Here is a 12,517-nt window from a genome sequence, read left to right on the forward strand (position 1 = left end):
TGATGTTGTGGCGACCCCACCCCCCCCCCGTAGTCGTTTGTGCCCCCCCGCCCCCAACGACCCCGGCCGCCCCCCCCCGGGGGGGGGGGGCCCGGGGGGGCGCGGCGCGAGGGTGGTTTCGGGGGTTACCTCAGCGGACCCGGGTCCGGGACCGGGTCGGGCCCCGGCGGGCTGGGCACCGGGTCAGGGGAGGGGCCCGGTACTGGGCCCGGCGTGGGGCTCGGCGGCTCGGGCGGGGGGCTGGGCACCGGGTCGGGCGGCGGGCCCGGCGGCGGTCCGGGCACGGGTCCCGGAGCGGGACCCGGTTCCGGGCCACCCGGACCGGGCGAGGGGGTCGGTGACTGCGGCCCGGGTTCTCGCAGCGTCGGATGAATGAGGGTCGGGTCGGTCTGCCGTGCCACGGTGTCCTCCAAAAGCTCGCGACGGTGGCCACGTCATAAGGGGAGCGGGTGCCCCGTCCCCCTTTGTCCACGCATGGTCTCCGCGCCGAACGCGGAAAAATTCACCCGCCCGGCGGATACGGCGCCGTTAGCGTCGCCGTCGCCATGCGACGCTTTCCTGATCCGGATCCCGGACATCCAGACCATCACTCACCCACATCCTATCTGTTATGGCTTGCCAATAATCAGCGCAATTCCATATTCCTGGGCGTTATATACGGAATTCTCGGTGCTGGCCCAGGCCCTGGTGCCCGCTGCGGTCGGCAGGGCCATCGACGCCGGAATCATCGCCCGTGACCAGCGGGCGCTCACGCTGTGGGGCGGTGCGGTGGTGGCCCTCGGGGTGCTCCAGGCCGCCGCCGGCAATCTGCGCGACCGCGCCGCCCTCCTCGGCGACGCACTCGCCGAGACCGCCCGGGGCAGCGGCGCGATCGTCGCCATCACCGTCGTCGCCGTGATCCGGCTGCACACCTCCTGGCAGCTCGGCATCGTCGTCCTCCTCGGCGTACCGCTCATGGCGGGGGCGATCGCCCTGCTGATCCGCCCGCTCCACCGCCGCCAGCGGCGCCTGCGCGAGCAGCAGGCCGAGCTGACCGGCCGGCCGTCGACATCGTCAGCCGGGCTGCGGGTGCTGCGCGGCATCGGCGGCGAGGACGTCTTCGCGGGGCGCTATCGCGCGGACTCCCAGCGGGTGCGCGCCGCCGGAGTGGCGGTCGCCCGCGTGGAGGCCCTGTTGGACGGCGCCAAGCTGCTGCTGCCGGGGCTGCTCACCACCGTCGTCGTCTGGCTCGGGGCGCACTACGTCGTGACCGGCCGGATCGGCGCCGGACAGCTCGTCGCCTTCTACGTCGAGAGCGCGAAGGCCGTCGCCCAGGGTGCCCACGGCGAACTCCTCACGGACGTCCGCTACCGGGCCGTCGTGGCACGCTCCGGGTGAATCTGCTCATCGCCCGGCCCGATGCCACCGATGGCGAGCTGGAGCGGGCGCTGGGCGCGGTCGGGGCCCGGGAGTGGGCGGCGGAGCTGGGACTTCAGGCACGGGTGGGGACGGGCGGCGCGGCCCTGCCGCCCGACCGCGTACAGCAGCTGTCCCTCGCCCGGCTGGTGCTGGCCGATCCGCACACCCTGGTGCTGGACGAGGCCACCTCGCTGCTCGACCCCCGCGCCGCCCGCCGCCTCGAACGCTCCCTCGCCGCCGTCCTCGAAGGGCGCACCGTCATCGCGATCGCGCACCGGCTGCACACCGCGCACGACGCCAACCGGGTGGCGGTCATGGAGGACGGGAGGATCAGCGAACTCGGCTCGCACGGGGAGCTGGTGCGGCGCGAGGGCGCGTACGCCGCGCTCTGGGAGTCCTGGCACGGCCGCTCATGACCCGGAGCGCCTACCGGGGCAGTACGCGGACCGGGCCCGGCGCCGCGAACGGCGCGCCCGCCCTTGTCAACGCCGTCGGGTGGAGCGGCTCTGCCGTCTGCGGGCTTCGTCTTGGTTGGGGTGCTTGGAGCATCGGGCGGGGTGGGGGCCACTGGCGCGCCATCGCCGGATGACGGGCCGGTGGGGCTACGGCCCGGTAGCGGCGGCGCCGGTGGGGTGGGGTGCCCCCTGCGAAGTTGCTTGACAAAGTAGTTGCGCCAGATCAAGCATTTTTCGGAGGGGGTACCGCAGCCGCGAGACGAAGGCCGCACCCGGGGGAGCCGCGTCCCGTCCCGCGGCGCTCGGCCGCACCACCCGCACTCCCACCGGCCCGTCATCCGGCGACGGCGTGGACCGCCCCCACCCCAGGCGAGACGAGACCCGCACTCGGGCGAGCCGCGTTCCGTCCCGCGGCCCCCGTCGACGACCACGACGTCGACGCCCTCGGCGCGCAGCGCCCGGATCTCCTCCGCGTCGGCGCCGCTGTCGGTCACCAGCGTCCGCCTCTCACCCGCGTGCGGGTTGATGCCGCACACCCCGATCACCGGATTCGGCGTTCCGGCACGCACCATCGCCTCATGGCCACGGCGCACGGTGCGCTCGACCAGCCCCGGCTCGATCTTCCGCACCGCGTCGATGAGGCCGATGTGGGTGGTCACGTGAATGGTGCCCGGCCGTCGAACGGGTCCGGGTGCGGTTCGTCCCCGAGGAGTCCAGTCGTGTCGTCGCCGTAAGCAGCGGTGAGCTGGACGCATCGACACCATTACCCCCGACTCCGCCGAGCAGCTCCGGGGCCTGCCGGGCGTCCGTTTCGACCGCGCCTCGGGCACCCGCGTCAACCAGCTGTTCTTCAACTTCCGCAAGCCCCGCGGCCATCCGCTCAACCAGGGGAAGAGCTGGCGCGAGCGGCCGGTGCCGGGCTCGACCGGCTGTGTGCACGTGAACGTCCACCCGCCGCCGGACACCACCCTGCTGGCCCTCTTCCGCAGCCGGTGGGCGGACGCGATCCACGCCTCGCGCTCGCACGACGGGGGAGAGACCTGGAGCGCGCCCGAGCCGATCGGGCTTCCCAACAACAACTCCTCCGTCCAGTACGTCCCGCTCGCCGACGGCCGGCTCGCGCTGGTCCACAACCACAGCAGCGCGGCGGACGCGACGGCCCGCCGCGTCTCGCGCTACGACGAGATCGACGACGGGGGCCGGCCGGACGGAACCCCGGCCCCCGCCCAGCCCGCCCCGGCCAGTGGCCGAGGCGCCTTCTGGGGCGCGCCCCGGGCGCCGATGACCCTCGCGCTCTCGGCCGGCGGCGGCCGCACCTGGCCCGAGCGGCGCGACCTCGATGTCGGCGACGGACACTGTCTGACCAACAATTCCCGCGACCGGCTCAACCGCGAGCTGTCGTACCCGACGATCCAGCAGTCCCCCGACGGTGCGCTGCATATCGCGTACACCTACCACCGGCAGGCCATCAAGTACGTCCGGGTGGCCCCGGATTGGGCGCGCGGTGGCTGAGCGGCACGCGGTGGTCACCGGTGTCAGCTCCGGTATCGGCGCCGCCATCGCCACCCGGCTGCTGGCGGAGGGATGGCGGATCACCGGGATCAGCCGCACCGCACCGCCGCACGAGTCCGGGCGGCTGCGCTGGATCCCGGCGGATCTGGCCCGGCCGGAGACGCTGTCGGCCGGGCTGGCCCCCGTGGCCGGCGGGGTCGACGCCGTCGTGCGCGCGGCGGGCGTCCAGCGCTCCGCGCGGCTGGGGGAGCTCAGCGAGGAGGACGGGTCCCTCATGTGGCGGATCCATGTCCAGACGGCGAGCGTCCTGGCCGACACACTGGTGGACCGGGTCCGGGACGGCGGCCGGGTGGTGCTGGTGGGCAGCCGGACGATGACCGGCGTCCCGGGCAAGAGCCAGTACGCGGCCACCAAGGCGGCGCTGGCCGCCCTGGCCCGGTCCTGGGCGGCGGAGCCGGCGCCCCGCGCGGTCACCGTCAATGTGGTGGCCCCGGGCCCGACGGACACCCCCATGCTGCGGGACCCCGGCCGCAGCCGCACCCCGCCCGTCGTGCCGCCGCTGGGCCGGCTCGTACGCCCGGAGGAGGTGGCCGGGCTGACGTCGTTCCTGCTGGGCCCCGAGGGCGGGTCCCTCACCGGTCAGACGCTGGTGATGTGCGGGGGCGCCTCGCTGTGACGCGGCCGTCGACGGCCACCGAGGTGATACGGGGTCAGCCCTGGGCCCGTGGCACCCGGGCCGCCGCGAGCAGTCCGGCGGTGTCGCCGGGCCGGGCGCGCAGCGAGGGCAGCAGCAGCGTCCACAGATCGGTCAGATGGTCCTCGACGAGCCGTCGTCCGTCGAGGGCCTCGGACACAGTGTGCAGACCGAAGAAGGCGCAGACGACGGTCCGGGCGGCGGGCAGGGGATCGACATGCGCGGCCAGGTCGCCCTCCGCCCGCGCCTTCTCCATCATCTGCCCCACGGCGTCCATCCACCCCACGAAGGGCGGCGGCAGCGGCGCCTCGATCAGGGTGCGCTCGGTCCACAGCCGGGCCCCCGCCCGGACCACGATGTCGTCGCGGAAGGCGCGGGCCACCGCGAAGCTGAGCCGGACGAGCTGGTCCAGGGGCGCGGCCTCGGTGGAGGCATATCGCTCGATCAGGGGCGGCCAGGTGGCGAAGTGTTCCTCCACCACAGCGAGTGCGAGTCTTTCCTTGCTCGTGTAGTGGAAATAAATGGCGCCGCTGGTGTGACCGGACCGGGCGGTGATGTCGCTGATGCTCGTACCGGCGTAGCCCCGTTCGTCGAATAGCGACGCGGCGGCCTCCAGAAGAGATCGGCGTGTCTGCTCGGCCCGCTCTTGCACGTGTTCGCCGTCCTTCATCAGCCGGTCGGAGGTGTGGGAGAGAACTTAGCGAACTTTCTTCCCACGATGGTGGTGAGGCAAGACAGGTCAAACATTATTAGTATTTTATGGTGATCGTTCGTGAGGCTCACGGCCTTTCGGAGCCGTCCGGTCCCACCGGCCGGCCGCTCAGCTGGTCCCGCACGGTGGAGCGGGAGGCGGTGCACCGGGTCTCGGTGGCCGAGGTGCTGCTCACCGACGTACGCACGCAGGGTGACGACCGCTTCGAGGCCGCCGCCCAGTGGCCCCGGTCCCATCCGACCTTCCCGCACGGCGGGGACGGCAGGCACCATCCGCTGATGATCGCCGAAACCCTGCGCGAACTGGGGATCTACATTCCCACGCGGTACTACGCCGTGTCCGCGGGGGCGCATTTCCTGATCCGTGACCTCTTCTTCCGGCTCGATCCCGAGGCCGAGCCCCGGGCGCCGCACGGCGCCACCGACATCACCTGCCGGGCGGCCGTCACGGACATCCGCACCACACCCTGCGGACGCTTTGTCTCCGGGATGCGGCTGGACGTCGGTCTGGCGGCGGGCGGCAAGCGCTTCGCGTGGGCCGGGGGGACCGCGCGGTTCCTCGACGGCACGGCGTACGCGGAGACCCGGGCCGCCGCGTCGGGGCACACCGCGCGGCGCCGGCTGCGCGCCGCCGTACGGCCGTCACCTGGGCAACTGGCCGTCCCCGCCGCCCGGGATGTGCTGGTGGTGCGGGACGGGGGAGTGGTCTACCTGGATCCCGCCGACCCCCGCCACCCCTTCTTCTTCGACCACTGGAGCGACCATGTGCCGGGTCTGGTGCTGCTGGAAGGCGCCCGTCAGGCCGCGGCGCTGGCCACCGGCGGGGCGCTGACCCGGCCCGTCGCCTGCCGGATGAAGGCCATCCGCTTCACCGAGTCCTTTCCGCCCGCCGTGGTCGAGTGCACCTCCCACGGCAGAACCTGCGTCTTCCGGCTGCGCCAGGCGGACATGTGCACGGCGGTCGGCGTGCTCCAGTACCTCTGATACCGGTCGGCGACGAACACCCGTACGGCGAACGTCTGGGCGACGAACGCACTGAACGATGAACATCCTGAGCGACGAACAAATCGCCGACGCTCGGTAGTCCCTTGCTTGCTGCGGGTCACCTGACTACCGTAGTGATCGTTATGTTTCGGGCAGGCGATTCTCCGCCTGTACGGCCCTCCCATGTCGCGTACGCGGAAAGGCGCTCGCGCATCGGAACGCAGCGGTCAGCGCATCTCGCGCACTGAGCCGCCAGGAAATTCACTGAGCTGCTCCCCGCAGGTACAGGTACCTCCTGCGCCGATTCCTCCACCTCCCATGGAACGGCAGGCAGATGACAGCCGAAAAGCTTCTCGCATGGACCCCAGCCGCCATTGTCTTCGACTGCGACGGTACCCTGATGGATTCCGAACGACACTGGGTGGAGGCGCGCGAAGTGGTGCTCAGAGCCCACGGAACCGCCCCCGACGAGGAGTTCGCCCAGCGCACCAAGGGGCTCCACTACAGCGAATGCGGCCGCATGATGGCCGAATTCGCCGGACTCCCCGAACTCGCCGAGCAGATGACCGAACAACTGCTGGACGCCTTCCGGAGTCTGGTGGCCGAGGACCCGGTCACCATGCCCGGGGCGCCCCAACTGGTCGAGAAGGCGGCGGCGTTCGCCCCGCTGGCCGTGGCCAGCAACTGCCCGCGCGACGTGGTCGAGGACGGGCTCTCCAAGGCCGGGCTGCTGCGCTACTTCAACCATGTGCTGGTCCCCGAGGGGGAGGTGCGGCCCAAACCGTACCCCGACGTCTATCTGGCGGCCGCCCGCCTGTGCGGTGCGGCCCCCGGCGACGCTCTCGCGGTGGAGGACTCCCACTGCGGTTTTCTGTCCGCCTCGCGCGCGGGGCTGAGGGTTCTCGGCGTCGGGCCACGGAAGCCGGTGGACGAGCGTCCGCCGGTGGATCTGTGGGTCTCCACCCTCGCCGACCCCGAGCTGCTCAAGTGGGCCGACTCCCGGGCGGCATGACGGGCTGAGCCCACTCACCGCCTGGTCGGCGGCGGCGGAGGTCACTTCCCGTCGTGTCCCGAGTGGTTCATGGAGTCGTCCTTACCGTCCCCCATCTCCATACCGCCGTGGGACATGGACATCCCCTTCTCCAGGGACCCGCCGATCTTGTCGCGCAGGGGCTCCAGCGAGCCCATGGACTGGCCGGTCACCGACCAGCGCTTGCCGACCAGGTAGGTGCCCCCGTAGTCCTTCGACTCCGACAGCCAGTCGTGCTGGCCCTTGTCGGTGGCGAAGGTGAGCATCGTGAACCGGTTCTTGCCGGCCCCGCACGCCCCCTGGCGCAGCTCCTCCGCCTCGGTGATGACCTTGGCCTTGCAGCCGATGGCATCGGCGATCTTCGTCAGCGGCGCGGGCTTCCCGGCCTCGCCGAACGCCTTGGCCGCGGGTGCCTTCTTCCCATGCTTGGCGTCATGCGCCGTGCTGCTTCCGCCGCAGCCGCTCAACAGCAACAAAGCCGCGCAGAGCGCGGTGGCACGGAGTGCGGGTGACACATCAACCTCCCGATAGGTCCAGCGGGCAGGCCCAGGCGCCTTCGGCCTCGGGCCTCCCGCTGGGGTGGACCATCATCTCGTCCCTTACTGGCCCGCCTTCTTGCCCTTGTCGGTGACCGCGAACCATGTCCCCTTCACGCCCTGGCCGTTGGTGTCACCGGGCTTGGTGTCCCCGGTGAAGGTGTAGAGCAGCCAGCAGTCGAACGCCGCCTGCTTGGAGCCGTCGGGGCGGGTGAAGGAGGTGACCTTCGAGGCGTTGATCCCGGCGACCTTGGTGGTGTCGACGGCCTTGACGGGCTTCCAGGTGTCCAGGCAGGCACCCAGGCAGGCGGTCTTCATCGGCCAGGCGCTGTCCTTGTTGAACCGGTAGACGGTCATGCCCTTGCCGTCCACGACGATCTTACCGAGCTTGGCGTTGTTGTTGACCATCAGCTCCAGGCTGTCGTCCGCGGCGGCCGTCTTGCCGGCCGGCTTGCCGTCGGGCGCGATGGCCTTCCAGGTGCCGCCCACGCCCTGGCCCTTGGTGTCGCCCGCCTTGGTGTCGCCCGCGTAGCGGTAGACCGGCCACCCCGCCAGCGTCAGCTGCTTGGTGCCGTCGGTGCGGGTGACCGAACCGAGCTTGTCGGCGTCGATCCCGCTGGCGGCCTTGACGTCGTCCGCGGGCACCGGCGGCCACTTGGTGGCGCACGCGTCGTTGCAGTTGGACTTGGCCGGCTTGGGCGTGTCCTCGTCGAAGCGGTACAGCGTCCAGCCCTTGCTGTCGGTCACGAAGGAGCCGAGCTTGGCGGTCTCCTTGACCGCGAGCTCCTTCGCCGGGCCCGTCCTGGCCGATTCGCTGCCCGCGGCCGCACCCGTGTCGCCGCCCGCCTCGTTCCCGCCGCTCGTACCGTAACCCGAGTCCGCCGCACCGGCACCGGCGCCCGCCGTCGCACCCGCACCGACCGTCTGACTGCCCCCCGCCGGCTGGACATTGGCGCCCTGGCCCGCGGAGTTGTCCTTGCTGGCCCCGCACGCCGCCGTCAGCATAACCATCGCTACGGACACGCCAGCGAATGCGATTTGACGCCGCTTCTCCATGACCATTCCTCTGCAATCTCAATCGGTCCGGCGGTGTTTGCGCCGACGCCATGTGCATACGGAGCCCGCACCGGCCGACGTTCAGCGGGTTCGGAATTTGTCACCAGGCGCAAAAATCTCCGGATCCTTGAACGCACAGCAGTCGACGGCCGTATCTGACGGCCGTCGCGAGAGGTGAAGCGTGATCTCGTGGTGCCTTACTCCTCGATGCGCAGCGCCAGGGCGGGGCAGCGACGGACCGCGCGGACGGCCTGCGCACGCAGATGACGAGGGACTTCCATCTTGGCCGAGGCCGGATAGCCGTCGATGCCGAGCGTCAGCACATCGGGCGGGAGGATGTCCGCGCACAGCCCGTGGCCCTGGCACAGCGACCAGTCCACGAGGAGATTCTCCATCGGCCCCCGCTGGCCGCGGTCTCCCCGCGGCGCCTCGGCCGACGGGCCGGGAGGCAGTGCCAGGGGCAGAGAATCCTCCGGCAGCGGCAGCACACCCATCGTGGGCCGCCCGCACCCGGCGCCCAGCGCATGGGCCTCGATCTCCTCCGGGAACGCGTCCAGCGCGGTGGTCACGAAACCGGCCGTGCCATCGGGGTGGCTGCAGGCCCCGCGCTTCTTCACCGAGTTGATGTAGGCGCGCACATTGTCGATCGAGGACTGGCCGCCGCCGCGCTCCACCTGGCCGATCGCGTCCGCGAGGGCGGGGAGCCCGATGAAGCAGGGTCCGCACTGGCCGGCCGTCTCGGCGGCCAGCCAGCGGGCCACCCGCGCGGTCTCGCCGAGCGGGCAGGTGTCCTCGGGAATGGGCAGCACCGCCCCGGCGCCCAGCCGCGCGCCGTACTTCTTCATCGATTCACGGGAGATCGTGGTGGCGTAGATGCTCTTCGGATCCAGCCACTTGCCGTGGTAGCCGCCGACCAGCACCCCCTGGCCGGGGGTGAGACCGCACAGCTCCAGGATGTAGGTCAGCGGCACCCCGGTCGGCGTCTCCATGACGTACTTGCCACCGACCGTCAGCAGGGTCGTGCCCGGTTCGGTGGGCAGCCCCACCGAGCGGTACGGCAGGGCGCCCATCCGCGCCGCGACGGCGAGCTGGGCGAAGGTCTCGGTGTTGGACAGCAGGGTGGGCAGACCGCTCAGCCCGCTGTCGCTGGTCCGGATCTTCCGGCCGTTGGGGATGGCCGGGGCGCCGCTGATGCCGTTGATGACCGCGCCGCCCTCACCGGCGACGAACCGGTCGGGGGTACGGCTCACCCGCACCGGGACCCCGCTGGGGCCGCGCTCGGCCACGGCGGCGTTCAGCGACTCCTGGACATCCTGCCGGTGCACCGCGATGGCGACCTCCTCGGCGCCGAGCGCCTCGGCGGCCAGGGTGGCGCCGTCGATCACCAGATGCGGGGTGTGCAGCAGCAGCGCGGTGTCCTTGAGGCAGCTCGGTTCTCCCTCACTGCCGTTGACGACGACGGCGCAGCGGCCGTCCCGCCGGCCGGCCGATTCGACGACGGCCTGGACCTTTTTGGCGAACGGGAAACCGGCTCCGCCGCGGCCTCGGAGATCGATGTTCTCCGCGAGGGCGACGAGTTCATCCGCCCGCAGAGCGGGCATCGTGCCATGCACGGTCAGATGGCCGACACGGTCGAGCCGGTACACCTCGTCGAGCCCGGCCAGCAGCCGGGGCGGGTCGACACAGGCGAGCCGGGGTTTTGTCGTGATCAACGCTCCCACCCACGGGAGGCGCCGAGCGGTGCGCTGTCACGCCGGCCGGAGTCGGCCGCGCGGGGCCGGGGCACGGTGGGAGTGGCGCGCCGGGTACGGCCTTGCTGCATGCTGCGGGCGGGCGGATTCCTGACCTCGATGCCGTCGCCGCGGCCGTCGTCCTGGCGCCGCCGGGCGACGAGCCGCAGCCACAGCGCGATGGCGACACCGGCCAGCGCCGCGATGTAGCCGTACGTCGCCCAGACCTTGGCGGCACGTCCTGCCTTCAGACCGTGGATCAGCGCGGCGCACCAGGCCGGGTAGGCCCCCACATGCAGCGCCCGCCACCAGCGGTACCGCCAGCGTGAGTTGCCCGCCGAGGCGAACGAGCTGCGCACCGCGCCGGTCACCGCCGCGATGACGAAGAGGTATCCGGCGATGGTGCCGAGCCCGATCAGCAACGGCTGATTTGCGTCAGCGAACGGTACAACGACGGCCGCTGCGCTGGTGTGGCTCTCCGCGACCTTGACCCAGATGTGGACGGCCAGGAAGAGCAGACCACCGACCGCGGCGGCCCGGTGGATGGCCTGGGCGACCAGTCGATGGTGGGTGTGGAGAATCAGCTGGTCGGTCGCGGCGAGCCCCCACAGCACCGCCGAGGTGAGACAGACCAGCGCGAGAACGCCCGCACCGAAGTCGAGGAACGCGAAGGTCTTGGTGAAAGCACCGGCGTTGTTCGCGACGATGAGGGACAGTATGACGGTTCCGGCGATAGCGTAGAGCCTGAGGTTGCGTGGCGAGCCGATGCCGGGCTGGTCGCGCTGCCGAGTCCGGCGAGCGGCTCGTCGTCCTCCACGTGCTTGGCGTCCCCCGTGGCGCCCCTGGGAGGGAGTCGGCGTTTGGGACATGGACATTGGAGCCTCCCGATCGCGCGGGATTCGCGCGGGTGACGAGATACGTCAAAGTCGTCTTGGGGGCAGCAGCTTCTCGGAAGTACACCTGATCTCCATAAGATTTGTCGTAACGTGACAACTTCTGGTGGACCAACGGTGCCCCCACCGCCTCCGGCTGATCCAGTGTCATTCCCATGGCAAAGACCTGGCAAAATACCGGGACCGGGAGGGGGCAGGGTCCTCTATGACGTAGCGGAGGACCCTCGACTCCCTCTCCCGGAGCGGACGAATCCGGAGACGGAGGCAACCTCCACGGGCCTGACCGACCCCCCAACGGCCAGGCCTCCCCCCGGCAAGAACGAGGTAATGATGGGCGAACTCGTGAACCGCATCTGGTCCCGCCCCCGTGGCGAGTGGACCCGGGTGCTGCGCAATGAACTCCCCTCCGTGGCCGATGAGGTGCTGGAGAACCTCCGGCACAGAATTCCGGGATTCGCCGACCTTCTGGAGGACTCTGAGCGTGACAAGGTCCGATGGGGAGTCGAACAGGCTCTCCTGACGGCACTGGGCTACCGCAAGCCGGGTGAGGAAGGCGTCGGCGAGCCGGCCGCCACCCCCGGCGAGGAGCTGCCCACCGAAGTACCGCCCGAGCGGGCCCGGCGCGAGCTGTTCGAGGCCCTCATCGGTGAAGTGGTGGTCTCCGAGCGGACCCTGGCCGAGCTGTCCCGGGCCGCCCGGTGGCCTCTTCCCGAGACGGTCCAGGCCATCGCCCTGCCCACCCCGGGCGAGGCACCGCAGCTGGCCGCCGTGCTGGGAGACACCCTCATCGGCGCGGTCGGCGACGAGCTGTGCCTGCTGCTCCCCGACCCGGACGCGGACACGGACCCCGCCCCGGACTCCGCCGCCGCCCAGACCCAGGACGGCGAGCGGGACCCGGACCGGGAGGTTCCGGTGGAACCCGGCACCCGCGGCGCGCTGGAAACCGCGCTGCGCGGCCGCACGGCCGCGGTCGGCCATGTGGTGCCGCTGAACGACGCGACGTCCTCCGTGCGTTGGGCGCGGCGCCTGCTGACCTTGGCGCCGGCGCGCAGCGGCCCCGAGGCCCGGGTGCTCTTCGTCGACGACCATCTGTCGATGCTGCTGCTTCTGCAGGACGAGTCCCTGGTCCGGGCGCTGGCCTCCCGGTGGCTCAAGCCGCTGGTCGGGCTGACCCCCCGGCAGAGCGAGCGCCTGCAGATGACGCTGCTGGCCTGGCTGGAGGGCGGTGGCGCGCCCGAGGCGGCGAAGGCCCTCAAAGTGCATCCGCAGACCGTGCGGTACCGACTGCGCCAGATAGAGAAGCTCTTCGGGCCCGGCCTGCGGGACCCGCGCATCCGCTTCGAGCTGGAGATGGCGCTGCGCGGCCGCCGGCTGTTGGCGCAGATGGACCGAATACGGCGCCAGGCGTCGCGGGTGGGCCGCAGGACCCGTACCGGGGCGCCCCCCGGCATCCGGCCCCTGGGAATCGCCCGGGAGGCCCGCGTCAACGGACTGTGAGCCGGGCACAGTGAACCGCCG

11 protein-coding genes and 2 pseudogenes are annotated in these 12,517 nt (G+C 71.6%); 7 read left to right on the top strand and 6 right to left on the bottom strand.

What is annotated here, in order from left to right; genetic code table 11:
• Positions 1 to 474: 474 nt before the first annotated feature.
• Together ABZS71_RS04505 and ABZS71_RS04510 are read left to right on the top strand one after the other, a co-directional pair.
• The gene (locus tag ABZS71_RS04505) at positions 475 to 1,377 is read left to right on the top strand and encodes an ABC transporter transmembrane domain-containing protein (protein ID WP_356207557.1); all 903 of its coding nucleotides are present in this window, start codon (positions 475 to 477) and stop codon (positions 1,375 to 1,377) included.
• Positions 1,362 to 1,814: pseudogene (locus tag ABZS71_RS04510) on the top strand (ABC transporter ATP-binding protein); the annotation flags it as partial. The gene ABZS71_RS04505 and the pseudogene ABZS71_RS04510, both read left to right, overlap by 16 nt.
• Before the next feature lie 482 nt (positions 1,815 to 2,296).
• On the opposite strand, the pseudogene ABZS71_RS04515 reads toward ABZS71_RS04510, so the two are convergent.
• Positions 2,297 to 2,617, bottom strand: a pseudogene (locus ABZS71_RS04515) (4-hydroxythreonine-4-phosphate dehydrogenase PdxA); the annotation flags it as partial.
• A gap of 79 nt (positions 2,618 to 2,696) precedes the next feature.
• Here ABZS71_RS04515 and ABZS71_RS04520 point away from each other — a divergent pair.
• Both ABZS71_RS04520 and ABZS71_RS04525 read left to right on the top strand, forming a co-directional pair.
• Positions 2,697 to 3,365, top strand: a complete 669-nt coding sequence (locus ABZS71_RS04520) for an exo-alpha-sialidase (protein WP_356207865.1) — start codon at positions 2,697 to 2,699, stop codon at positions 3,363 to 3,365.
• The gene (locus ABZS71_RS04525) at positions 3,358 to 4,041 is read left to right on the top strand and encodes an SDR family oxidoreductase (RefSeq protein WP_356207559.1); all 684 of its coding nucleotides are present in this window, start codon (positions 3,358 to 3,360) and stop codon (positions 4,039 to 4,041) included. Before ABZS71_RS04520 ends, ABZS71_RS04525 begins: the two co-directional genes overlap by 8 nt.
• Positions 4,042 to 4,075: 34 nt before the next feature.
• Here ABZS71_RS04525 and ABZS71_RS04530 read toward each other — a convergent pair whose 3' ends face one another.
• On the bottom strand, positions 4,076 to 4,729 hold the full coding sequence (locus tag ABZS71_RS04530; RefSeq protein ID WP_356207560.1) for a ScbR family autoregulator-binding transcription factor: 654 nt from the start codon (positions 4,727 to 4,729) through the stop codon (positions 4,076 to 4,078).
• Positions 4,730 to 4,818: 89 nt separating this feature from the next.
• On the opposite strand from ABZS71_RS04530, the gene ABZS71_RS04535 reads away from it, so the two are divergent.
• Together ABZS71_RS04535 and ABZS71_RS04540 are read left to right on the top strand one after the other, a co-directional pair.
• The gene (locus ABZS71_RS04535) at positions 4,819 to 5,754 is read left to right on the top strand and encodes a ScbA/BarX family gamma-butyrolactone biosynthesis protein (protein WP_355842477.1); all 936 of its coding nucleotides are present in this window, start codon (positions 4,819 to 4,821) and stop codon (positions 5,752 to 5,754) included.
• A gap of 334 nt (positions 5,755 to 6,088) precedes the next feature.
• On the top strand, positions 6,089 to 6,766 hold the full coding sequence (locus ABZS71_RS04540) for an HAD family phosphatase (RefSeq protein ID WP_356207562.1): 678 nt from the start codon (positions 6,089 to 6,091) through the stop codon (positions 6,764 to 6,766).
• A gap of 41 nt (positions 6,767 to 6,807) precedes the next feature.
• Here the strand turns inward: ABZS71_RS04540 and ABZS71_RS04545 are convergent, their stop codons facing one another.
• The 4 genes from ABZS71_RS04545 to ABZS71_RS04560 form a co-directional block, all read right to left on the bottom strand.
• Positions 6,808 to 7,299 (bottom strand): hypothetical protein, encoded by a 492-nt coding sequence (locus ABZS71_RS04545; protein ID WP_355842483.1) that lies wholly within the window; start codon positions 7,297 to 7,299, stop codon positions 6,808 to 6,810.
• Between the two features lie 84 nt (positions 7,300 to 7,383).
• Entirely contained in the window at positions 7,384 to 8,382 is a 999-nt protein-coding gene (locus tag ABZS71_RS04550; RefSeq protein ID WP_356207564.1) for an SCO0930 family lipoprotein, read from the bottom strand.
• A 191-nt stretch (positions 8,383 to 8,573) separates the two neighbouring features.
• A complete protein-coding gene (locus ABZS71_RS04555) occupies positions 8,574 to 10,088 on the bottom strand; it encodes an NADH-ubiquinone oxidoreductase-F iron-sulfur binding region domain-containing protein (protein WP_356207566.1) in 1,515 nt (504 codons plus the stop codon).
• Positions 10,085 to 10,981 (bottom strand): hypothetical protein, encoded by an 897-nt coding sequence (locus tag ABZS71_RS04560; RefSeq protein WP_355842492.1) that lies wholly within the window; start codon positions 10,979 to 10,981, stop codon positions 10,085 to 10,087. Before ABZS71_RS04560 ends, ABZS71_RS04555 begins: the two co-directional genes overlap by 4 nt.
• 348 nt (positions 10,982 to 11,329) lie before the next feature.
• On the opposite strand from ABZS71_RS04560, the gene ABZS71_RS04565 reads away from it, so the two are divergent.
• Positions 11,330 to 12,496, top strand: a complete 1,167-nt coding sequence (locus ABZS71_RS04565; protein ID WP_356207568.1) for a helix-turn-helix domain-containing protein — start codon at positions 11,330 to 11,332, stop codon at positions 12,494 to 12,496.
• Positions 12,497 to 12,517: the final 21 nt, after the last annotated feature.

Source organism: Streptomyces sp. NPDC005393 (assembly GCF_040606675.1).
GTDB lineage: Bacteria > Actinomycetota > Actinomycetes > Streptomycetales > Streptomycetaceae > Streptomyces.